Here is a 23,471-nt window from a genome sequence, read left to right on the forward strand (position 1 = left end):
CCCCTTTATCACTGGATGGGTCGGTTGATGGTAAACAATAAGTCAATGCGTTATTTGTGCTTGGTTTTACTCGTTGTGCTTTTCTTACGTTTCACGACAGGTTTTTGCTCTGCGCTAAAGTTTAAGAAAAGGGTCGCTAATGGTGGCAAAGTGACTTCAATGGAGTGATCATAGCCATGCCAAGCGATGGCCTGGGTTTCAAATCTATCCGCAATCTTATAATCTGATCCCCAATATTCTTGCGCATCGGTATTGAGTAAAACTTGATAAATTCCTGCGACAGGAACGCCAATACGATAATTCTCACGCACCACAGGGGTGAAGTTTGAGATAACCAGTACCTTGTCACCATTAAAAGCGTAGCGTTCATGCGCGAATACAGATTGCAAGTTGTCATCTTGCACGCGCCATGCGAAGCCGCGATCAATGCAGTCTTGCTCATACAGCGCTGGGGTTTCGCGATAGATATGGTTGAGATCTCGAATTAGGTTTTGAATCCCTTTATGGCGATCAAATTGCAATAACCACCATTGGAGTTCGTTATCGTGTTGCCACTCGCAGGTTTGACCAAACTCACTGCCCATAAAGTTGAGCTTTTTACCCGGCTGGCCATACATATAGCCAAAATAAGCACGTAAATTTGCAGTTTGTTGCCATTCATCACCTGGCATTTTGTCAATTAATGAGCCTTTTCCGTGTACGACTTCATCGTGGGATAAAGACAAGACATAGTTTTCTGAATAAGCATAAATCAGTGGGAAGGTCATCGTATTATGGTGATATTGGCGGTGAATCGGCTCTTCGCTGATGTAGCTTAAGCTGTCATGCATCCAACCCATGTTCCACTTAAAGCCAAACCCTAGACCATTTAGGAAAGTTGGCTGCGAAACGCCAGTAAATGCTGTGGATTCTTCGGCAATGGTCATCGCATTTGGATAATGCTGATAGACTTCTTCATTCATCCAGCGAAGCAGGCTGATGGCATCATAGTTATGATTGCCGCCGTCATGGTTTGGAAGCCACTGACCATGCTCGCGTGAATAATCTAGATAAATCATTGACGCCACGGCATCAACGCGCAGGCCATCAATATGGAATTTATCCAGCCAATACAAGGCATTAGAAATTAAGAATAGGCGCACATGTTCGCGCGAATAATCATAAATATAGCTATTCCAATCTTGATGCCAGCCGCGGCGTGGATCAGGATCGTGATACAGCGGGCTCCCATCAAAATAGGCTAAGCCATGATCATCGGATGGGAAGTGTGCTGGCACCCAATCCATGATCACGCCAATGCCAACTTGGTGACACTTATCTATGAAATATTTGAGATCGTCAGGACTGCCATAACGCGCTGTTGCAGCAAATAAGCCGACAGGTTGATACCCCCACGAGCCATAAAAAGGATGCTCTGCGATTGGCATCAATTCGACATGGGTGTACTTCATTTCTAAAAGATATGGAATTAAACTATCTGCAAGTTCGCGATAGGTATACATGCGGCCATCAGGGTGACGACGCCATGATCCAACATGCAACTCATAAAATGAGAGTGGCTGCTCACGTTTTTCCGTCACAGGGCGATTTAACCATGCATCATCATGCCATTGATAGGCGTCATGATCATAAACCACAGAGGTTAACGACGGAAAACTTTGCGCTTGAAAGCCCCAAGGGTCGGCTTTGTGTGGCAAACTCACGCCAGCGCTATTTTTGATTTCAAACTTATATTGCGCGCCTGCATCCACGCCAGGGATAAATAATCCCCAAAACCCTTCGTCTAAACGTTGCAATGGGTGGCGTGAACCATTCCATAAATTAAATTCACTAACCACGCTCATAGCACTAGCATGCGGTGCATAGACTAAATAGCGTACACCTGAAATAAGGGTGCCATTGACTTCGATTTCTTCTAATTGCGCACCCATATAGTTATAGGCTTGATGGGGATTTTTTAAATCAAACATCGACGGCATAACATGATGGAATTGGTATGGGTCATAGATTGTTTCTTGGCATTCACCCCAGTCGACACCCAATTGATATAAGCTTAAATCGAGTTCATCTTCTTGAGCGTGGTATTCAAAGAAACCATCTGCCAATTTTTCCATCGATACTTTTTTACCTTGTGCATCATAAAGGACAACGGCTTTTGCACCAGGTAGCCAAGTGCGTACCCCTTGCATCGGATAAAAAGCATAAGGGCCAAGGCAGGCAAATGGGTCATGACAATTCGCATGGCGTAAACGATCAAGTGCATTTTGCGTAAGAGTTGGTAATTTACTTTTTTGTGACGGCTGAGTACTTGGTCGTCTTTCTAAATCCATCATGGATAACTCCTATCTATATACCTTGATGAGAGGTACATCTAATCATTAAAATTTAATTTCTTTTCGAACTTGATTAAAATTATTCAAGAACTGGCTAAACCTTTCATTTTCAAACATATCGTCGATATTCATGGACATTTTGCGTCGCCAATTTGGGTATTCCATTGAGGTGCCTGGCACATTCACAGCTTCTTCCATATTCAACCAATCTTCGAGTTGTACACTGAGTAATGCGCTATTGGTGTGTGCTAAGTGCAGATGAAATGCTTGGTTTAACTCTTCTGTCATTTCGGCTTGCGCGGCATTTTGTGGACTGCCTTGCGGCAAGTAACCATGCCATGCGAGGCTATTTAAAATTTGCTGTTTGGCTTCAAGGCGCTCTTGGTACAAGGCATCTAAAGTGGCGGGATCATCAAAAAAACCAAGCTCTTGACCAAGTTTGATATCAAGGCAATGCCAATAGCCGCGTAGGGTTGGCATATCATGGGTACAAAGAGTTGCCAGTGCTTGTTGTGGATAGTCTTTGGGTGAGTAATAACCACCATCAGGGGCACGGTTAAAGAAAAAGACTTTGTAGGACAAAATCCCAGCTTGGAAGAGTTTTTCTTTGATACTTTCAGGAATAGTGCCGAGATCTTCGCCGACAATTAAGCACTTATGACGGTGACTTTCTAAGGCCAAAATTGATAAAAGATCATCAATTGGATAATGCACGTAAGCGCCATCTTTGGGAGACAGACCATGCGGCACCCACCACAGACGCAATAAACCAAGAATATGGTCAATTCGCAGTGCGCCGCAGGCATTTAGATTCGCACGTAATAAGTTAATGAAGTCTTTGTAGGCATTATCTGCCAAGGCGCAAGGTTTCATTGGTGGTAGACCCCAACTTTGCCCCTGATAATTTAAAACATCTGGTGGTGCGCCAATGCTGACTTGGGTCGTAAAGAGCTCATGACGCATCCAAGTGTCCGCACTTTCACCATTCACACCAACGGCTAAATCTCGATATAAACCAATCGACATGCCAAGCTCATGCATATGGCGGTTGACTTGCTCAAGTTGTTTATTCGCTTGCCACTGGGCAAAACAATAAAAGTTAATCAGCTCTTCATTTTCTTCTTTAAAGACGAGTGTTTGTTTTGCTTCAGGGGTTGGGTAGACACTTTGCCAATCTTCAAGGTTAAAGTTTTTTGGATGTTTGGCATCTTTATCTAAAATCGCATCATAACAAGCATAATCACTTAAGCCTTTGCCATAATGGGCTTTAAAAGCATTAAAACTTAAGACAAGGTTTGGGTGCGCATCGGTTTTTAGCTCTTTAAATATACGCTTTAAAACAGAGAGCTTTAATTCAAAAACTTCTTGATATTGAACGTATTTATGTTCACGTAAAGCTTGGATTTTAGATTGAATTTCAGGGCTTTGAATATACTCCAGGGTGGCAGGAGTTAAGCCGTCAATTTGCTGCATATCAATATATGCAATATTTAACCAATAACGTGAAGATGGGCTATAAGGACTCGCATGCTCAGGTTTATGTGGAAATAACGAATGTAATGGGTTGACGCCAATATAACTGGCACCACGTGGCGCAAGTTTTTCAGCGAGCTTAATTAAATCACCAAAATCACCAATCCCCCAGTTTTGTTCACTACGCAGGGTATAAAGCTGAATGCTTGGCCCCCATAGTTTGAGTCTTTTTAAGACCGAAGGGCGATAGCATTTTCTTGGCGCGATAATGATGCGACTGCGAAGAACTACGTCTGTACCTGCAACGTAACAGCATAATTGGTAATAGCCAGGGACAAGTTTTTGAGGGAAATAACAAGCTAATCCCTCGTCCATTTTGTTGATTTTTTTATGATTGACGAGATCGCTTAATGAACCTTGTGAGAGGTGACCAAATTCATCTTTAAGCTGCCAAAAGCTTTGTGCAATTTTATCTTGGTCCCAAGCGGTTTTATCTTGGTTGTAAAGAAAGCTCGCTTGGAGATAAAAATCTTTATGCTGATCTTCTTTCCAGACATACACAGGCTTTAGATAAATATCTAAGTTTTGGCAGCAAGTTTCGTCATCATCCAAAGCATTTAAAAGATGCATTAGGTTTTCATCCGCGACGCGTTTAGGCTTCCCCCAAGCATCTACGTATTCCGCACAAATACCATTTTGAGTGAGCCTTTGTTCAAAACTAACTTGTTGTGCGCTATTTTTTCCCTTAGCGTCTTTATTATCTTTGAAAACTGGTTTAGACATAGCTACTCCGTCAATTTACTGATGCGTCAATTATTTTGTATTCATACAAGAACAGTGATTTGGATTTCCTTGCCCATCTGTCGGTTTAGCAACCAGTACGACCATGCTACGATCTCTGACTAATACCTTTTCAGCGTTAATTTCTGGGGCGTTTTCATATAGATAAATATCTTTTAAAGCACTTTCTGCCGTGTTGACTAACATGTGCCACTGGCAACATGAACAATTGGGGATCTCAAACTCAAGTGGGCTCCAATAAGCATTAAATGCCATATAAATTTGCTCGCCATTGGTTGGATGGACCATAAACAAAGCAATTGAGTGAGAATTATCCGACCAATCTGGTTGGTTTAATTTCACCCCATGCCATTTCACATCGACGCCAGAGAGGACTTCTTCAAGCGAGCGATGCATATTCCAATCAATCGTTGCCTCGGATGAGCGAATCGCACTTAGCAGCGCAACAAAACGTGCCAGTCCTGCGTTGTCTTTTACCAGTTGCCAGTTAAACCAGCTGATTTCATTATTTTGGCAGTAGGCATTGTTATTGCCTTTTTGAGTGCGCAAAACTTCATCCCCCATATTCAGCATAGGCGTACCTAGGGAGAAGAATAGGGTTGCTAACATATTTTTACATTGACGTAATCGAAGCTCTGAAATTTCAGGATCATCAGTTGGACCTTCAACCCCGTAATTGGCTGATAGGTTATGGTTTTCACCATCACGATTTTCCTCACCATTGTCCCAATTATGCTTTTCGTTATAGCAAACGAGATCATGCAAGGTGAAGCCATCATGCGCGCAAATGAAGTTCACTGATCTGTGCTGGGAATGGCTGTCGAGATGATAAATATCAGGTGAGCCAAGCAGACGGTTGGTAAATTTGCTGATCATGCCTTGATCGCCACGCCAGAAACTGCGGATATCATCGCGGTATTTCCCATTCCACTCATTCCAGCGATCGCCAATAAAGGAGCCGACTTGATAAAGGCCAGCGGCGTCCCAAGCTTCGGCAATGATCTTGGTGCTAGATAAAATTGGGTCGGAATCAATCGACATTAAAAGTGGCGGCTCAGATAAAGGTACACCGTTACTGTCTCGGGATAAGACAGAGGCTAAATCGAATCGAAAACCATCAACATGCATTTCAGTTACCCAGTAATAAAGGGCATCTAAAACCATACGTCGAAACACACTATGGTTGGCGTTACACGTATTGCCACAACCACTATAGTTGGCATAGGCACTTTGATCGTGCTGCTCCAAAATATAGTAGTCATCATTTTGTAAGCCCTTAAAACAAAAAGTTGGGCCATTTTCATCGCCTTCAGCTGTGTGGTTAAATACCACATCTAAAATCACTTCAATACCGTTGCGGTGCAGCTCGCGAACTAAGGTTTTAAATTCTTGAATAGCTGAAATAGGGTCTTGATTCATGCTGTAAGCACTGTGCACAGAAAAGAAATTTATCGGGCTATATCCCCAATAGTTTTTACGTCCTTCTGGCGCATCATAAATATCAAATTGCTGAATCGGCATCAGCTCAACCGCTGTGATCCCTAGCGATTTTAAATATGGAATTTTCTCAATTAATCCGGCAAAGGTGCCACGCTTTTCGGCGTCGACTTTAGAGCTTGGATCTTTAGTAAAACCCACCACATGCATTTCATAAATCAATGTATTGGCTAAAGGGTGATTGGGTGAGGTGACGCCTTGCCAGTCAAACTCTTGATCATAAATCACGCTCTTCATGCAGTCGCTATGATTGGCGCAATCTAAAGCTTGAGGTGAACGTTTATATGAGTCAGGGATCATCACGCCTTGGCTGTAAGGATCAATAAGCAGGGTGCGAGGATCAAAGCGTAGTCCTTGTTCTGGTTTCCATGGCCCATCAACTTGATAGGTATAACAAAAGCCATGGCCGATGCCATAGACGCGGATAAACCAATAGTGACCTTGTTTATGCAAACTCGAATCTAAGATGAATGAATGGCAGGGCAAACTTGCATTCATGTCAGAATAAATATGTAAGGTTACTTGGGTGGCATCTTTTGAATAAAGACTGAAATTGACATAACCATCGTGACAGTCTGCGCCGATAGGGTATGGCTTTCCGATCGCAGCATAAACAGCAGAAGTGTTAGCATCTTGTGGCATGTTTTAACCTTTCATAGAACTAAAAAGAGAACAAGGGTTCCTTCATCTTAAGCAGTTAATAAAAATAAAAAGTGAAATCAGATCAAAAAAGGATAAAACTTAGGCATAAAATGATTGATTTGTGACCGAGCGCATAAAAAAAACTGCAAGAATGTAATGTAAGTTGTTGATATTTAAAGGTAAATGTTTCGTTTATGTTGCAGTTATGATGTAAATGAAAGGGAAGTATTAAGAATAAAAGCAATCCATTAAATTATTAATCTTGTCGATATAAGTACTTTATGATTCATTTTTATGTCTAAGTTTCAACAAGATTAAAGTTAGAATAAATTTATATAATAATTAAAAATTATGTATTAATAATTTGCTTATATTGAAGTATATATTTTTTGAGCGCTTGATCACAAATGAAAACCCATTACATGAGAATTTAGATGTAGTTCACATAAATAAAATATTCAATATTATCAAGTGTTTATGTTTGTATGTCACCTCAGTTATATTGATGAAGTAAATAAGTTGTGATCACGCACATAAAATAAGGTTAAATTTTTTGATTGTATTTGTAATTTATTTTCTTCTTTGTTCTAATAGATTCATCAAAAGAAAGTACTAAATAGGTGACATAAAAAATAGTGTTTTTAAAAGGTATTAATACTACTAATTAATTTGGTTGGTCATTCATTTTTATTATTTAAATTATGGTGCTATTGAATTCAGTCAGGAAGACGAAGTCAGCAGCACTGAAAGAGGAATATATTATGCTTAAGTTCACAAAAATTGCTTCAGTTTTAGCTTTATCTTTAGGAGTTGTAGGCGCTGCGAATGCTGTTAGTGGTGACACTTCAAAAATTACAGGTTTACGTTGGGTTGCGGATTTAACTACCCAGGTAACTAGCGGTAATATGGTTGTTGTGGATAGTCAAAATAACATCATAGGTAATAGCAGTGAGTTTGAACTACGCGGTGTACAAAATGATTTATCTATTGTTGAAACCGGTACGGACAGCTTATTTGCGAAAAATTTTACAGATGCGAATGGGGATAATATTGCACAACAAGATGAAGTCGATTTAGATTCAGCTGTCCCTGCAAGTTGGGCATTGACCGATGCTAAATATGAAGTGCGTACTGTGTCAGGGCAAACACTTCCAACAGAGGTAGAGCCAACAATTACGTTTAATGGCGAGTCCATGATAGTGAATACTTCTGGATCTGAGACTACGACTGACGATGCATCAGAAATCGCAATTGGTATTTCTTCAGTTGCACCAACGTCAACTAACTTTGATGCTTCAGAAGCAACACAAGCTATTGTCACACTATCGATTCTTGCGGTAGACGCTAGTGTTTAATGATATTACGCTTGTTTTTAAGGTGTAATAAATATATTTGTTTATATTCAAAATAGAAAAAGGAGCGAAATTTTCGCTCCTTTTTTATGCCTTAACATAAGTGAAAAAAATAATTCGGATAAGACTGTTTTGATCACAAAAACATTACAAAAATAATGGTTTTTCTGGATATTCAGTGATGGAAGTTTTAATTTAGAATAGTTTTAAATTGAAGTGAAATTTAAATAATTGATGAGATAAAAGGCGATGAATTATTTTTTTAAAAAATTAAATATTATATTTTTAGGTATTTTTCTTATACCTTTTAGCGCGTCTATTTGTCTTGCTAAGCAAATCTCAAAAGACTTTACTGTTCAAACTCGTATTGAACGAAATGAATTTTTCACAAGCACTATTAGTGCCAAGTTTATCGATCCCGTGCTTTATCCAGCTTACGATGAAGAGTCAGATACCTTATCCTCCGTCCACTCCGAATTAGTCGTGACTGCAACCAATGTTGTCGAAGCTGATGCCGCTGTCCGACATCTCCTCACCTTACATGAAAATCAAACCCAATGTTTTGAACAATCAGAAGATCCGGATGACACGCAATCCTCTCAAGGTTTGGTTCTTATCCCGACAGATACGGGAAATTATGGGAAAGAATTTGTGCGTATTTTTGTTGACGGTAGTACAAGTGATGATGAGTTATCCAAAACACAGTCACTCTCATTTCCTTTTGATGAGGATGCAGAAACTCAAGAGGATGAGCTAACAGCAAGCCATGATGTACTCCTAAATTTTGGCCAAATTCCAGTAAATGCGGTGCGTTGTGAGGGGGATATCTCACTTTTGGTTGAATTTGATTTATAAGTGGATACATATGAAAATCAAACTAAATATTTTAACGATGCTGATAATACCGCTAGTGAGTGGTAGTGCTGCTTTGAGTGTTCAAGCTGCTGAAAATCCTGCTGTCCCAGAAGGTTTTAAAGATCTTTACCAAAAAGAAGTAAAAACAATCAAATTTAAGGATATTCAAGGTCGCTTTCATTCACTTACCTTTCTCGCAGGCTATGATAGCTTACAATTGCAAACTCCAAAAGATACAGCTGAATTTAAGAAAATTCTCATAGATAACAAAATTCAATCCTCTGTTGTCGATCAAATGATCAGTGAATTTCAAGCAGGCAAGACTTTAAGCATAGAGTGTGAAGGTCTATTGCAATCGTGTTCATTGCAGCCTCAAACTTATTCCTTTCAGTATGATTACTTTACGGACTCCTTGTATTTATTTATCAATCCAAGTTTTGTTGAACAAGATAATAGCGTTGGGCAAGATGGTGTGGTTTATGCCTCCTCATATAAAGAAGAGTGGGGCTTTCTAAACCATATTAACTTTTATGGGAATAAATCCAAAAATGCCGATTTTAACTACAGTATCTACAATGAAACAACTTTAGGTTTGCCATATGGCAACGTTGAGTCTGAGTTTTACTACCGTGATAACGAAAGTGATGACGAGTTTGAGCTTGATCGCTTGCTTTATAACTATGAATTTAACCGCTATCGTTTGATTGCCGGTTTAAACCGTGACCAACTGACTATCAACTCAACTGATTTTTTAAGTGCAAGCTCGCTTAACCAAGAATTAGCCGTGACCTTTGCAACATCCAATAATATGCAACTTGGGCGCAGCGCAGCGACACAAAAAATATTCTATTTTGCACCTAATGATGGGGTACTCACCGTGACTCGAAACGGGCGTATTGTCTATCAGAAAAATGTTCCAACTGGACAAGGTTTCGTTACAAATAGTGAGTTACCAACAGGGCGTTACACGGCGGTATTTGAAATAAAATCCGGTGAGAATGTCGTTTCCCGTGAGATACACACTGTATATAACACCTCAAATGATACTTTACCTGTAGGCGGTTATGATTTTGCCGTCACCGGTGGCGTGTTAGAGGATACTTTTACCCGCTTTGGGTTTATCGATGATTTCGACGATTTTGATCCGAATAGCGATGGAATTATAGATCCCAATGAAAACGATTCACATAGTCGAAAAGATAATGATCTTGATGGCGATGGTTTTGGACGTGCTTTAGTGACCTATCGCCCTTGGGCGCCTGTGACCTTTGGCGCGGGCGTGATGGCGGTGAAAGATGATGCTTCATATACACTTGGGATGAATGCCTATTTACCTTACGACTCAAATTTTGAGATTGCAGGGAAATACTTTGACCAAGGGGATACCTTATATAACGTTAGTTTAAATGTCTTAGGTTTTGGTTTTTACTATGAAGATTTTGACCTAGATGAAGAGAGTATTTTAGCTAGCTATCTCTATGGCGATTCTTCTTATCGACAATTTACAATTTCGAGGGGGTTTGGTTTACCTTATGGTGTTCAGGGATATGTGAACTATAACTTGTATGAAAATACGGATAGTGAATATTTCGATGACTTTAAAACCCAAACTATCACCACTGGTTTTACGGTCCCAGCATTTTTGAGCTCGACATTGAGATTCAACCTTGATTATGACTTTGAGGCAGAAAGTAACCACTCCAATGAATTTCGTGGACAAATAGTGTGGAGCTTACCTTTAGATGATTTAGTCAGTTTTGAAAGTCGCCTTGAAGGAAATGAGGATGATCTTGAAATCTTTAGAAACTCGCTACGCGCTGATAACTTGCTTCGTGACTTTGATGGTGCTTATGCAAGTATGCAAGTGGGACACAGCTATTATCCTGAACTTGATAAGGACAAATCGGTCGCCGATGCGAGTACGAGCTTAAATTACACAGGTGATATGGCGGCAGCCAGTGCGTATGGGTATATTGATACCAGTGGTAACTATAATACCAACTTCAATTTATCATCGAGTCAGATTATTAGCCCAAATACCTTTGCTTTATCTAGTCAAAAAGCTAATTCATACCTTGTGATTGATGCGGGTGATCAAATTGAAGATCGCGAAGAAGATGACGTGAAAGGTTTGCTTGTCTTAACCAAAGATGAAACAAGGGTTAGCAATCAGTATGTGCATAATAAAAAGCAAGTCGTGCCATTACAAGATTATGCGCAATACGAAGCTTATTTAGATACCGCGAGTGTTGACCTTGAAAGTGAGGGAGATACATCTGCGTCAACCTTTACTATGCCTGGCACAGTGCAACATATAGAGACGAAAGTTGTGCGTGTGCTTTCTTTTATTTCTGGATTCAAAGATGTGCTCGAAACCCCACTTGCTAACATTAGTTGTGCTGGCGATGGCTGTGTGTCTGAAGCGGAAGTGACGGATGGTATCTATAAAATTACCGTTCAAGAGGGCCAACCTTTTAAGATCTTTGCAGATGATCTAGTCTGCTTTATTCCGAAAGTGGATAGTGCGCAGATGTTTAACTTTGGTGAAAACTACTGTATTCCGAATATTGAGCCAGCTGAGTATGTGATCACTTATAAACAAGGTGAGCCGGTTAAAATTACTTATGTGGGTGGTTTTGATCCAAGAGACTATCAAGAGCAAATAAAAGATAGACTGGCAAGTTTACAGCTTCCACAGGGGGTAGAGATTGTAGAAAAAGATCTAGGCGACTTGGTATATGTGTATTTAACTTCAAGTGCTAAATCTGAGTTGACTGCGCAGCAGGTTTCATTTGTGAATGCAATTCAATCTTATGCGGTACAGCAAAGTTTAACCGATGAAGCGTATTATCATAATCTAGTGAAGCGTTGATTCTATTAAAAGTAGATAAGGTCAGACCGGATTATCTGAATAAACAATAACTAAACAATGTGAGTAGTAGAAGGATGTTTATGAAAAAACTTTTGATTTCACTGGCAGCATTGCTTGCCTTTCAAGCTCAGGCTTTATCGATCAATACGATGCAACTTGTTGGCGACAAGGCAGGAAATGGCGTATTTACATTAACCAATGATCTAGACTACACAAGTTTCGTGAATGTCAACATCATTAAATACGATGTTCAAGGTGATAAAATTATTAAAACGCCTTATACAAAGGAAAACTTGAAAGACTGGGAAGTAACAGTCACTCATCCGAAAATGATTTTAGAGCCAGGAACAACGAAGCAAGTTGGGATACGTTCGTTATGTGGCAAAAGTTGTGATTTTTCGCGGGATCATGTCTATCAAGTGAATTTTTCACCTGAGCCTTATGCTGAAACTGACGCAGAAAAACCATCGGTTGCAATCAATGTTGGTTATGCTCCGTTGTTTATAATTCCTGCTGAAAAACAAGATATTAAGTATTCAGTGAAAAATTTGGGCGATAAAATTTATGTGGAGAATACAGGTAATAGTTTTGTCCGCTTAGGCGTAACTATGTGCAGTCAGACCAAGACAAAAAATTGTAGAACGGCATTTACAGTACTTGCTGGACGCAAAAAATACTTTGATTTACCAGCTAATATACGAGGTGATCAGCTAAATATCATCGTTTTAAATCATGATAATAGCTTTGTTCGTCGTGAAGTAATTAACAGAAGTAATTAAGAGACCTAACTATGATGAAATCGGCCTGTCATTTTCGCACTTATCAAAAAAAGCTATGCAAGGCTTTGTTGCTTGCGGCAAGTTTAAGTCTGTCTTTTGGCACACAAGCGTTTACCCTAAATGTTAATGTGAAAGGGGAGAATGTGAGTTATTCAAATGCGACTTCAATTGGTGGTGATGCTTATGTGCTATCTGATTGGCAGGCAATAAATAACCTTGAACCGACGAACAATTGGCAGCCAGGTCTATTTACTACCGGTGAAGCTAGTTTTAGAGTTTCTGGTGTAGGGGTTACAAGTTTTGATATTCCGCTGCAAATTACTGGGATTCAATATAATTTAGGCAATGCTGGTGGAAATGAAGATGGCACACCTTTGATCTCAGGGGCAAGTTGTAGTCGCGCTGAGTTAAATGGCAGTATCTATAGCTTAAATCAATCTGTTTCTTCTGGGGTTGGGCACTCACAAGGTGATTGCGCCGCCGATGCAAGTATTACAATTGATAACTTTGTGCAACCATTTTATTTTATTCGCCCGATATTCTCATTTGATACGACAGCTCTACTGAGTCAATTGCAAGCGCAAGACATCACCCAAAATACACATTTAACTGGGCAAGTTAGTTTAAGTGCGGTGTATTATTATCGAACCAATGCTGGGATCAGAACCTATCGCCAATTACCGATTCAATCATTTGTTGTTCAAATCAATTATCAACCTGCAGAGCTGGTATCGATCACCGCCGATGCAGTGAAAGAAATTATTCCAGAGTATGATAAAAGTAACCATACGGCGAAAGGCAGTGTTGATTTTAATATTAAAGCGATTGGTAATTTTCCATCTGGCCTAAAAATGATGCTAACCCCTAAACCTAATTTTCAGATGGTTAAAATTGCAGATGAAGATGAAGCTATAGAGGCCACGCGCGCAATAGACATAGCAAGTAATGTGATCCCTTATTCGATTACCTGCTCGGCTTTATGTGATGTTGAGCAATTGGTTGTTGATGGCCAAATTCGTGATGAAGCTAAGTCACCGATTGTTGTGGATGGGGAGCGAGCGAGTGACTTTATTGATTTTAACTTGACGGTCAGCTACGAAGATATTCCAGCAGAAGATGTCACAACAGGTTTATACCAAGATACCTTTACGGTCACTTTTGAAGAAAACTTGTAGGCATAAAAAAACAACCTAACCCATGGCGTGATTGCTTTGGTTTAGGTTGCTTTTATTTGGTGCGTATTGAGCTTCTTACGCTTTAGTTTTGAAAATGCGTAATAAAGTCGATTAATAGTCTGACTTTATCCGGTAAATGATCTTTATAGTTATACATCATATAGACTTCACGCGGCGCGCTGTGCCATTGCGGCAAGACGCGTACTAGGTTGCCTTTTTCTAAATCATCATGTACCAACATATCTGGCAATAAGCTGATCCCTAAGTGTTGGCGACACGCATCATGCACAGTATGAAATTCATTGGCTTGAATACGTGCATTTCCCGAAATCAACACACTTTCATTTTGCTCATTCATTAACTGCCATTTTAAAAGTGGCTGACCTTTTAATAGTGCATGTCTTTCAAGATCATTCGGATGTTTTAATGTTGGTGAATTTTCAAGATACTTGCTGCTTGCTACAAGTAAGTAATTAATTTCATTAATTTTACGAACAATTAAGTTTGAATCTCGTTGAGGTCCTACGCAAAATACAAGATCCCAATCAGCACAGTCTAAGTCAGCTGTTTCATTGGTAAGCTTGAGATCTATTTGAATGTCAGGGTAGAGTTTCATAAACTCATTCAGCATAGGCATAATCAAGTAGCGGGCGGTATTTGGCGGGACACAAATACGAACTTTCCCACTCGCTCCACGGCACTCATCTGAAACATCTTGAGAGGCTTGAGTTAAGGTCTTTAAAATCGGTGCGCAGCTGTCATAAAAGCGCTGACCTGACTCAGTTAAAGATAAACGACGCGCATTTCGATTTAATAATCTAAGATCTAAATCTTCTTCAAGTGATTGAATTCGACGCGTAATTGTTGCTACTGGGATATTAGTCTTGCGTGAAGTTGCAGTATAGTTACCGTTTTCCACAACAAGGCGAAATAAGTTTAAATCATCTAACTTCATGCCACATTTCCTTAAATTAAATCTTACTCCAGTGTAATCAAAGATTACGTTTGTGATTTGTTTCATATCAATTTAAGTTTGCAATCCTGATAATTTATCATACTAAATGGGTATAAAATGATCCGGATCATAAAATGCATGACTTCACTCTGGATATTAGTATGATTAATTCTGTCGCTTGCTTGAAGATATACGGCTTTAGAACTAATTTTAATGGTAGTGATTTTAAATCTGGATAATAAATGGGGGATAAGACATGCAGCCATATCGCATGATCAACAAAAAGAAGTCTCATTTGGATACACAAGATATCTCAGAGGCTCAGCCCGCAACACCCATACAAAAGACGCCAAAAAATAATCAGCAAATTTTAATCGTTGATGATGATCCAGTCTTTCGGCATATGCTTGCCAGTTACTTATATAAAAGTGGTTATCAAGTCAGCCAAGCTCCGCATGGTTTAGATGCACTAAAGCAGCTGCAACATCAAGTGCCAGATGTGATCCTTTGCGATTTAAATATGCCTGTAATGGAAGGCATGGATTTTATTGAAGAAGTGAGCTGGCAATTTCCGGATCTGCCATTAATTGTGATTTCAGCGACGGAAAATATGTCCGATGTCGCCAAAGTGCTGCGCTTTGGAATTAAAGATTTTTTAACCAAACCGTTAAAAGAATTTGCGCATTTAACGTCAGCCATTCAAGACTCGATTGCTGAATCTGAAAACCATCATGCGACTAGACGCGATTTTTCTAGCCAATGGTTTGGTGTCAGTGAAGGGCAAGTAGCGCAAGAAAAAGAGCTGTATTGGCATATCGAACAGCTCAAACAAACGCCGGATGTTGCAAGAGAGTTGTTGCATGCACTTTTACCTGAACAAAAATCTGCACAAGGTAACTGGTTGATGCAATATCAGATGCTTCAATCATTGGAGCGAATGCCACTTATTTTTGATTATGCTTGGTTATCCCATGGACGTTTTGCATTTTATTTACTTGATGTGTCTTCGAGTCCAGATCAAGGCGTGGCTTGTGCGCTGCTTGTGCGCGCCTTATTCAATGACTTTTTGCGTCACGATGTCAACCAACTAGCCAATGTTCAAGATTTAGCTAAGCAGCTAGAAAAAGGGCTAGAATGTACTAAATGTGAGGGCGTGAATGCCTTACTCGGTATTGCGGACATGACGCGTCGGCAAATCACCATGTTACCATCTGGTATTAGCGCGTTATGGCGTATGGATACAGACCAGCAGGCAAAACACCATCAGCCTGAAACAGTTGGGGGGATGGATACTATGTTACCTGCGGGGAGCAAACTTGGTGAAAAATGCCACCTTACCGCGCCGCAAGTGTTAATGATGGGGAGTGCGAATCAGCTTTACTTAAAGCAAGCTGGGCAAGGTTCGTTTAAGATGAATTTAAATTTAACCGCTTAGTTGAGACTTAGGTAAAGATTTGAATCAAAACTAGAATCAAAGTGTGGTTAAAGCTAGAATTAGCCTTTGTTTTATCATTTTATAACCAACAAGCGAGTACAATGACTCGAATTTTATTACTTATCTGCGGCTGGCTAAGTGTGCTGCTTGGGGTGATAGGAATAGTCCTTCCGGTACTACCTACGACCCCATTTTTATTGTTAGCAAGTGCTTGCTTTATGCGCTCTAGCCCTAAATTTCACGCTTGGCTGACGAATCACCCAAGTCTTGGGCCAATTATTTATAACTGGCAGACCCAACGTGCAGTGGAACCAAAAGTCAAGCAAAGGGGCTATTTGGTGATTGGCGCGAGTGCTATTTTCTCGATTAGCATGATGCCGATTGTTTGGGGCAAGTTCGCCCTTGGTTGTCTTTTTATCTGCGTATTTTTTGGCTTTAGTCGACTCAAAGTCTTGCCGCAAGCTAAGCTTGATTAAAAGACTTATTTGCTAAAGAATCCCTTATGATAGCGCCAAGTTTATGCTAATCTATGGCGCTTGATTATTTTTATGAAGACAGACCTATGACCACAAGTATCCAATATATTCAAGATAGCATTAAAACTATTGTTGACTATCCAAAACCAGGCATCTTATTCCGTGATGTCACCAGCCTAATGGAAGACCCAAAAGCTTATCAAGCAACGATTGACTTATTGGTTGAGCGTTATAAAGATCAAGGTTTTACTAAAATTGTCGGCACTGAAGCGCGCGGATTTTTATTTGGTGCTCCGCTGGCGTTAGCCTTGGGCGTCGGGTTTGTTCCTGTGCGTAAACCTGGCAAACTACCACGTCAAACGATTGCACAAACTTATGATCTTGAATATGGCACTGACACACTTGAGATCCATACCGATGCGATTGTTGAAGGTGATAAAGTCTTAGTGGTTGATGACTTACTTGCAACCGGTGGCACAATCGAAGCGACAGTGAAGCTGATTCGTCAACTTGGTGGTGATGTTGCGCATGCTGCGTTTGTGATCAACTTACCTGAGATTGGTGGCGAAGAGAAATTAAAAGGCTTAGATCTAGACGTGTACAGCATTTGTGAGTTTGCAGGCCACTAAGTCTTTGCAATATCAGCGGATTTGTTTCACTCTCAAGCATAAGCTTTACTCCCAATAAACAGGATTTTCATGAGTTATTTAGCTTTAGCCAGAAAATGGCGTCCAACTAAGTTTAGCGATGTCGTGGGTCAGTCACATGTTGTGACGGCACTTGCCAACGCATTAAAGCAAAATCGTTTGCATCATGCTTATTTATTTAGCGGGACGCGCGGCGTAGGTAAAACATCGATTGGACGTTTATTTGCCAAAGGTTTAAATTGTGAAACAGGGATCACAGATACCCCTTGTGGCACCTGTGCAACTTGCCAAGAAATTGACCAAGGTCGACATGTTGATTTACTTGAAATCGATGCCGCGTCACGCACTAAAGTCGAAGACACGCGTGAAATCCTGGATAATGTACAATATAAGCCGGCGCGTGGACGTTTTAAAATCTATTTGATCGATGAAGTGCATATGCTTTCACGTCATAGTTTTAATGCCTTGCTAAAAACCCTTGAAGAGCCGCCTGAATATGTAAAGTTTTTGCTTGCGACAACAGATCCGCAGAAACTCCCAGTGACGATTTTATCGCGCTGTTTGCAATTTCATTTAAAACCAATTCAAGCAGATGAAATCCATACACAGCTTGCTTATGTGCTTGACGCAGAGCAAGTCAGTTATGAAAATCGCGCACTTGGTTTGATTGCTCATGCCGCTGATGGCAGTATGCGTGATGCCTTAAGTTTAAGCGATCAAGCGATAGCTTTAGGCAATGCACATCTAGATAGTGCCACGGTTGCCAACATGCTTGGCACTTTAGATACCGAGCAAGCGCTCGATTTACTGGAAGCTTTGCAAGAAAATAAAACCCAATTTGTGTTTGATACTTTAAATCAACTTGCAAGCCAAGGCATTGATTGGGACGGATTATTAAAAGAGCTCGTAGCGCAAATTCATCGCATTGCGATGTACCAGGCGTTGCCAGCTAGCTTAGATAAAACTAAACCAGATGCGGAGCGTATTCGTCTGCTCGCAGCAAGCCTTTCGCCTGAGCAAATTCAGCTGTATTATCAGATTTGCCTAAAAGGGCGTGATGATTTACCTCTTGCGCCAAATGGTAAAATGGCTCTTGAAATGTTGATGCTGCGTTTGCTTGCCTTTGCACCGAAAGTGCAGCAGACCGTTCAATCGATCCCTCAGGCAAATCTTGCGCCAGCGACTGCGCCACAAGCCGCGCCAAGGGCGAATCCTGCGCCAATGCAGCAGCAACAGACAATCAATCGTCCTACGCCATCTCAGTCGCCGCCTCAGCAGGTTGCGCCACCGCCTGCGCATGATCGTCAGCAGCGTACTGCGCCTCAAGCGCCAATCCAACAAGCTCAACAATCTGTGCCTGAGCAAGTTGCACCACAACAGGCGCCGCAGCAAGCACCGGCATCACCGATTTCTGGATTACGCCACCAATTACGTAGTCGTAAGCAGCAAGTGCCCGTGCAACAGTCAGCGCAATCTGAGCAGCCAAATCAAGCCGCACCGCAAGCTGCAAGTAGTTCTGCATCAGCAGCCAGTACGCAAGGTGCGCCAGTAAAAAAGACGACAGCAACACCCTCTAGCCAATCTATGCTCGAGCGTGTTGCGATGCGCGCAAAACATGTCAAACTGGATCAGTCACCAATTTCATCCAACGGCACGCCAATGTCTGGCGCAGGCGATGGGTTAAATAAAGATTCAGCCTATCGCTGGCAACCAACAGCGCCAGTGAAGGAGCCCGTGCAAACAAGCTTGACCCCAAGTGTTTTGAAAAAGTCCTTGGAGCATGAGAAAACCCAAGCGATGAACGAGCAACTGACACGTGAGGTATGTGAGCAAAACCCGTGGGCTGCGATGATAGCTAAGTTTGAAACTGAGAAATTAATCGAGCAATTGGCGTTGAACTCAACCTTTAAAGCCGAAGGCGAGCAAGTTTATTTAGGTTTGCGCGCAGCGCAGCAACATTTAAATACGCCTCGCGCGCAAGAAATTTTAGCGCAAGCCTTAAGCGCACAGTTAGGTCATGCTTGCACGCTACATATTGAGATTTCAGAAGAAGGTGAGACGCCACTTGAGCAGCGTGAGCGTTTATATCAAGAAAAGTTACAACAAGCATTTGAAAGTTTGCAAACTGATCCCAATATTGTATTTATGCAACAAAGATTTTCTGCCCAATTGGATGCAGAAAGCGTTCGCCCAAGAGCAAACGGCGAAGATGAATTAAAAAGCTTTTAGTTGGTGATAACTCGAAGCGTACTCAACACATCCCTTAATTAACAATAAATGAGAGAATATTATGTTTGGTAAAGGCGGAATGGGCAACATGATGAAGCAAGCGCAGCAAATGCAAGAGCGCATGCAGAAGATGCAAGAAGAAATTGCCAATATGGAAGTGACAGGCGAGTCTGGTGCAGGCCTTGTGAAAGTAACCATTACTGGCAATCACAGCACACGTCGTGTTGAAATTGACGAAAGCCTAATGGAAGATGACAAAGAAATGCTAGAAGACTTAATTGCTGCAGCATTTAATGACGCATCTCGCCGTATCGACGAAGCACAAAAAGAAAAAATGGCTAGCGTGACTGGCGGTATGCAATTACCACCAGGCATGAAAATGCCTTTCTAACCATGCAATCGAGTCAACTACTTGAATCTTTAATGCAAAGCTTACGTGTGCTGCCGGGCGTAGGGCCAAAATCAGCGCAGCGTATGGCTTTTCATTTACTCCAACGCAACCGTCAAGGTGGTTTGCAACTGGCAGATGTGTTAAGCAAAGCGATGACTGAAATTGGTCACTGTGAATCGTGCCGCACCTTCACCGAAGAAGAAGTCTGCCATATTTGCAAGAACCCCAAGCGTCAAGAAAATGGCCAGCTTTGTGTCGTGGAAACGCCAGCAGATATTGCAGCGGTTGAAGCAACAGGGCAGTTTTCAGGACGTTATTTTGTTCTCATGGGGCATTTGTCGCCGCTTGATGGCATAGGGCCAAGTGATATAGGGCTTGATTTACTCGATAGACGCCTTGGCGCTGGGGATATTCGTGAGGTGATCCTCGCGACCAACCCAACAGTTGAGGGGGAAGCGACAGCGCATTATATTGCTGAGCTGTGTAAGCTTTATCAAGTCACAGCGAGTCGTATTGCCCATGGCGTACCTATGGGCGGAGAGTTGGAGCTCGTTGACGGCACCACTTTGTCGCACTCTTTATTGGGACGACAAGTTCTGTCTTAAATTTGATTTACATGATACAAAAATGCCAAGGCGTGAATCATCACTTTGCCTTGGCATTTTTTGTTGAGAGAGATGCAAAGCGTGAAGATTAATGCTCAGGCAATACAAAGTTTTGTGACAACTCTTGGATCTCTAGATCCGTATAAGTGACGATTTTCTCCATTACTTCTCTGGTTAGATGTGGGCAGAAATTTTCAATAAAATCATAAGTATGACGCTGCAAGAAGATATTTCGGCTAAAGCAGATCCAAGCATTACAAGCTGGCATTAAACCTTCAAGGTCGATACTTACTAGATTCTCATCATGGATATTTTTAGCCGCGACACGCGCCACAATACCAATCCCAAAACCCATATTGACGTATTTTAAAATTACATCCACATCCATAACCGTCATAAAATAGCTCGGATCAAGCTCAGCTTCGGCAAAGGCTTTTTCTTGAGTCAGTTTGCCTGTGGAGCCTGTTTCATAGCTAATTAACGGATACTTAGCAATATCTTCTAAACTCACTTGGCTTATTTTGGTTAGCGGGTGATCTTTTGGCACAACTAAAGATAGCCCCCATTTGTAAGCGGGCAGAATAATGAGATCTGATTCAGGTTTTACATCTTGCGCGACAATCGAGAAGTCCGAATGTCCTTTTTTAATTAACGAACCATCTTTGTCCGGCTGCACCGCGCCAATATGGAAAGTAATTTGCGGATATTTACGCACAAATTTATTCACGGTTTCAGGCAATAAGAAACGCGCAATAGTATTGGTGGTGTAGATATTGAGACAGCCATCGTCTGGATTAACGAAAGTTTTTGAAATGGCTTGAATTTTTTTCTCAAGCTCAAGCATCTTCGCTGCTTCATCAATGATGAGTTGGCCGGCTGGGGTAATTGAGTTTAAATGCTTGCCTTTACGCTCGAATATCTTGAGCCCAAGCTCTGATTCAAGCAAGCCAATTTGTTTACTCACGCCTGGCTGAGTCGTAAATAAACTTTTTGATGCCAGAGAGATATTTAAATCATGTTTGACGATCGCATCAAGGTAGCGCAGTTGTTGTAACTTCATGAGTGCATCCTTTCTATACTGCTTACAAATACGTAATGCATATTCGATATAGTTATATCAGGATGTTAGGCCTTTGTAAAAACAAAAGCAATCATGTCTTGAGGTAAGACAAAGAATTTGTTTATTTTTTAATCTTTGGCGGTGATTTCTTCAAGCTCTAAAATCGTTTGAAGTGCAAATTCGTTGGTTTGGCCGCAAATTTGTGGGTCAGCTTTAAACTGATGGCAGACGGCTGGGCGCTCTGGTTTGCCAAAAATTTTACATAAATTATCGCTTGATAGTTGCACACAGCGCACGCCAGCAGGTTTACCTTGCGGCATACCAGGAATAGGTGTTGAAATACTCGGAGCAATACAACATGCACCGCAACCAAGGCGACATTCCATCAAAAAATCCTATACTTTATTTGTGAGCTCAAAAGGGCGCTGATAATAACAACAGACACCTGCTGCTGCAAGGTTATATCCCCAAAATAGTTGTAATTTTAATCAAACCTAGGTATAACCTGTGCTCGTTTCGACGTGTCTAATGATCCCTATCTAAAAAGTATTTAAATTATTCAAAAAGGTTACACATGAGTCAAAAATTCTGGCAGCAAAAAACGCTCTCACAAATGACGGAAGAAGAATGGGAGTCGCTTTGCGATGGCTGTGGAAAATGCTGCTTACACAAACTCATGGATGAAGATAGCGACGAAGTTTATTACACTAATGTGGCTTGCTCTTGGCTTAATAGCAAAACTTGTGGTTGTAAAGATTACCCAAACCGTTTTAGCTCAGGTGAAGAGTGCTTAAAACTCTCGAAAGAAAATGTTGACGAATTTTATTGGTTGCCTGAAACTTGCGCCTATCGCCTACTTTCTGAAGATAAACCTTTGCCAGCATGGCATCCGTTATTAACAGGCTCAAAATCTGCGATGCATGCCGCCGGTGAAAGCGTGCGTAATAAAGTGGTGTATGAGGTGGATGTGGTCGATTGGGAAGATCACATTTTAAATCATCCCAATCGCTAACGTCAGTTAATTTGCAACTCTGCGCCTATTCAATGATGCGATAGACTCTTAACATAAAGTCTGCTTCGCAGCTAAACGATGATGCTGATTTTAAATCATCTCTTAGGGCGTTACTGGCTTTCCAAGCAAAGGGCGTCATTTGGAGTAAATTAAAGGCTGCGCCATCTTTAAGGCTCATGTCATAACTTAGTTTTTGGCTTGAAATTAGCTCAAAGCCTGCAATTTCTTCTGCATTTTCATCATGCAGACGCACGCTTGGGTAGACGCGCTCACGCAGTTGATAAAGGTGGCGCGCAGCTGGGGTCACGGTAATCAAAATACCATCTTGGGCTAAGACGCGCTGCATTTCACTCGCTTCACACGGCGCATAGATGCGCACTAAAGCATTGAGGCTATTCTCGGCAAAAGGTAAGCGGTAGCTTGATGCGACACAAAAATCCACATTTGGATAGCGTTTGGCCCCATAACGTACGGCAACTTTTGAAATATCAAGACCGTAAGTTTGGGCATCCTTTGATTTTGTTAGCAAGGCATCAGCAAAATAATGGGTGTAATACCCTTCACCGCAGCCGATATCTAAGGCTTTATTACCTTGAATATGCTCAATAAGTAATTGTGAGGCAGCTTCGCGCATTGGGTGATAATAATCGCCATTTAAAAATGCACGTCGTGCCTGCATCATTTCCGTGCTATCACCTGGATTTTTCGAACCTTTGTGCTGCACTGGCATGAGGTGAATATAACCTTCTTTGGCGCGATCAAACTGATGTTGATTGGTACATGCTAGGCCTGATTCACTCGCAGTAAGTGGCGTTTGGCATAAAGGGCATTGATAAGTCATAAGCTACCTTAAAGAGCAAAAGCCGTAGTGGGCATCCAACT

19 protein-coding genes are annotated in these 23,471 nt (G+C 41.2%); 12 read left to right on the forward strand and 7 right to left on the reverse strand.

The window, feature by feature from the left end:
* Positions 1 to 50: 50 nt before the first annotated feature.
* From glgB to glgX, 3 genes are read right to left on the reverse strand one after another with little or no spacing between them, the layout of a single operon-like run.
* Positions 51 to 2,333 (reverse strand): 1,4-alpha-glucan branching protein GlgB, encoded by a 2,283-nt coding sequence (gene glgB, locus AC2VOY_RS10455; RefSeq protein WP_491831288.1) that lies wholly within the window; start codon positions 2,331 to 2,333, stop codon positions 51 to 53.
* A 45-nt stretch (positions 2,334 to 2,378) separates the two neighbouring features.
* Positions 2,379 to 4,589 carry a 4-alpha-glucanotransferase gene (gene malQ / locus AC2VOY_RS10460; RefSeq protein WP_491831289.1) on the reverse strand — a complete coding sequence of 737 codons (2,211 nt, stop codon included), beginning with the start codon at positions 4,587 to 4,589 and terminating at the stop codon, positions 2,379 to 2,381.
* A 30-nt stretch (positions 4,590 to 4,619) separates the two neighbouring features.
* Positions 4,620 to 6,746: a glycogen debranching protein GlgX gene (gene glgX, locus AC2VOY_RS10465; protein ID WP_491831290.1), complete on the reverse strand. Its 2,127-nt coding sequence runs from the start codon at positions 6,744 to 6,746 to the stop codon at positions 4,620 to 4,622.
* A 761-nt stretch (positions 6,747 to 7,507) separates the two neighbouring features.
* On the opposite strand from glgX, the gene AC2VOY_RS10470 reads away from it, so the two are divergent.
* The 5 genes from AC2VOY_RS10470 (at position 7,508) to AC2VOY_RS10490 (ending at position 13,779) form a co-directional block, all read left to right on the forward strand.
* A complete protein-coding gene (locus AC2VOY_RS10470) occupies positions 7,508 to 8,101 on the forward strand; it encodes a hypothetical protein (RefSeq protein WP_491831291.1) in 594 nt (197 codons plus the stop codon).
* Between the two features lie 246 nt (positions 8,102 to 8,347).
* The gene (locus AC2VOY_RS10475; RefSeq protein ID WP_491831292.1) at positions 8,348 to 8,953 is read left to right on the forward strand and encodes a hypothetical protein; all 606 of its coding nucleotides are present in this window, start codon (positions 8,348 to 8,350) and stop codon (positions 8,951 to 8,953) included.
* Positions 8,954 to 8,963: 10 nt separating this feature from the next.
* Positions 8,964 to 11,825 (forward strand): CS1-pili formation C-terminal domain-containing protein, encoded by a 2,862-nt coding sequence (locus AC2VOY_RS10480; protein WP_491831293.1) that lies wholly within the window; start codon positions 8,964 to 8,966, stop codon positions 11,823 to 11,825.
* Positions 11,826 to 11,905: 80 nt separating this feature from the next.
* Positions 11,906 to 12,604, forward strand: a complete 699-nt coding sequence (locus tag AC2VOY_RS10485; RefSeq protein WP_491831294.1) for a fimbrial biogenesis chaperone — start codon at positions 11,906 to 11,908, stop codon at positions 12,602 to 12,604.
* Positions 12,605 to 12,615: 11 nt separating this feature from the next.
* Positions 12,616 to 13,779, forward strand: a complete 1,164-nt coding sequence (locus AC2VOY_RS10490; protein WP_491831295.1) for a hypothetical protein — start codon at positions 12,616 to 12,618, stop codon at positions 13,777 to 13,779.
* Between the two features lie 82 nt (positions 13,780 to 13,861).
* On the opposite strand, the gene AC2VOY_RS10495 is transcribed toward AC2VOY_RS10490, so the two are convergent.
* Entirely contained in the window at positions 13,862 to 14,734 is an 873-nt protein-coding gene (locus tag AC2VOY_RS10495) for a LysR family transcriptional regulator (RefSeq protein WP_491831296.1), read from the reverse strand.
* A gap of 256 nt (positions 14,735 to 14,990) precedes the next feature.
* On the opposite strand from AC2VOY_RS10495, the gene AC2VOY_RS10500 reads away from it, so the two are divergent.
* The 6 genes from AC2VOY_RS10500 (at position 14,991) to recR (ending at position 20,517) form a co-directional block, all read left to right on the forward strand.
* On the forward strand, positions 14,991 to 16,169 hold the full coding sequence (locus AC2VOY_RS10500; RefSeq protein WP_491831297.1) for a response regulator: 1,179 nt from the start codon (positions 14,991 to 14,993) through the stop codon (positions 16,167 to 16,169).
* 101 nt (positions 16,170 to 16,270) lie between these two features.
* Positions 16,271 to 16,645 carry a YbaN family protein gene (locus AC2VOY_RS10505; protein ID WP_491831298.1) on the forward strand — a complete coding sequence of 125 codons (375 nt, stop codon included), beginning with the start codon at positions 16,271 to 16,273 and terminating at the stop codon, positions 16,643 to 16,645.
* Positions 16,646 to 16,731: 86 nt separating this feature from the next.
* Positions 16,732 to 17,274 (forward strand): adenine phosphoribosyltransferase, encoded by a 543-nt coding sequence (gene apt, locus AC2VOY_RS10510; RefSeq protein WP_491831299.1) that lies wholly within the window; start codon positions 16,732 to 16,734, stop codon positions 17,272 to 17,274.
* A 69-nt stretch (positions 17,275 to 17,343) separates the two neighbouring features.
* Positions 17,344 to 19,521 (forward strand): DNA polymerase III subunit gamma/tau, encoded by a 2,178-nt coding sequence (dnaX, locus tag AC2VOY_RS10515; protein ID WP_491831300.1) that lies wholly within the window; start codon positions 17,344 to 17,346, stop codon positions 19,519 to 19,521.
* Between the two features lie 61 nt (positions 19,522 to 19,582).
* A complete protein-coding gene (locus AC2VOY_RS10520; protein WP_491831301.1) occupies positions 19,583 to 19,912 on the forward strand; it encodes a YbaB/EbfC family nucleoid-associated protein in 330 nt (109 codons plus the stop codon).
* 2 nt (positions 19,913 to 19,914) lie between these two features.
* Positions 19,915 to 20,517 (forward strand): recombination mediator RecR, encoded by a 603-nt coding sequence (recR, locus tag AC2VOY_RS10525; RefSeq protein ID WP_491831302.1) that lies wholly within the window; start codon positions 19,915 to 19,917, stop codon positions 20,515 to 20,517.
* 88 nt (positions 20,518 to 20,605) lie between these two features.
* Here the strand turns inward: recR and AC2VOY_RS10530 are convergent, their stop codons facing one another.
* Positions 20,606 to 21,577: a LysR substrate-binding domain-containing protein gene (locus tag AC2VOY_RS10530; RefSeq protein ID WP_491831303.1), complete on the reverse strand. Its 972-nt coding sequence runs from the start codon at positions 21,575 to 21,577 to the stop codon at positions 20,606 to 20,608.
* A gap of 128 nt (positions 21,578 to 21,705) precedes the next feature.
* Positions 21,706 to 21,963, reverse strand: coding sequence for a YkgJ family cysteine cluster protein (locus AC2VOY_RS10535; RefSeq protein ID WP_491831304.1), 258 nt, complete (start codon positions 21,961 to 21,963; stop codon positions 21,706 to 21,708).
* A gap of 188 nt (positions 21,964 to 22,151) precedes the next feature.
* On the opposite strand from AC2VOY_RS10535, the gene AC2VOY_RS10540 reads away from it, so the two are divergent.
* Positions 22,152 to 22,589, forward strand: coding sequence for a YcgN family cysteine cluster protein (locus AC2VOY_RS10540; RefSeq protein WP_491831305.1), 438 nt, complete (start codon positions 22,152 to 22,154; stop codon positions 22,587 to 22,589).
* A gap of 25 nt (positions 22,590 to 22,614) precedes the next feature.
* Here AC2VOY_RS10540 and rlmA read toward each other — a convergent pair whose 3' ends face one another.
* A complete protein-coding gene (rlmA, locus tag AC2VOY_RS10545) occupies positions 22,615 to 23,430 on the reverse strand; it encodes a 23S rRNA (guanine(745)-N(1))-methyltransferase (RefSeq protein ID WP_491831306.1) in 816 nt (271 codons plus the stop codon).
* Positions 23,431 to 23,471: the final 41 nt, after the last annotated feature.

The organism is Vibrio sp. KMM 9700, from assembly GCF_058545285.1.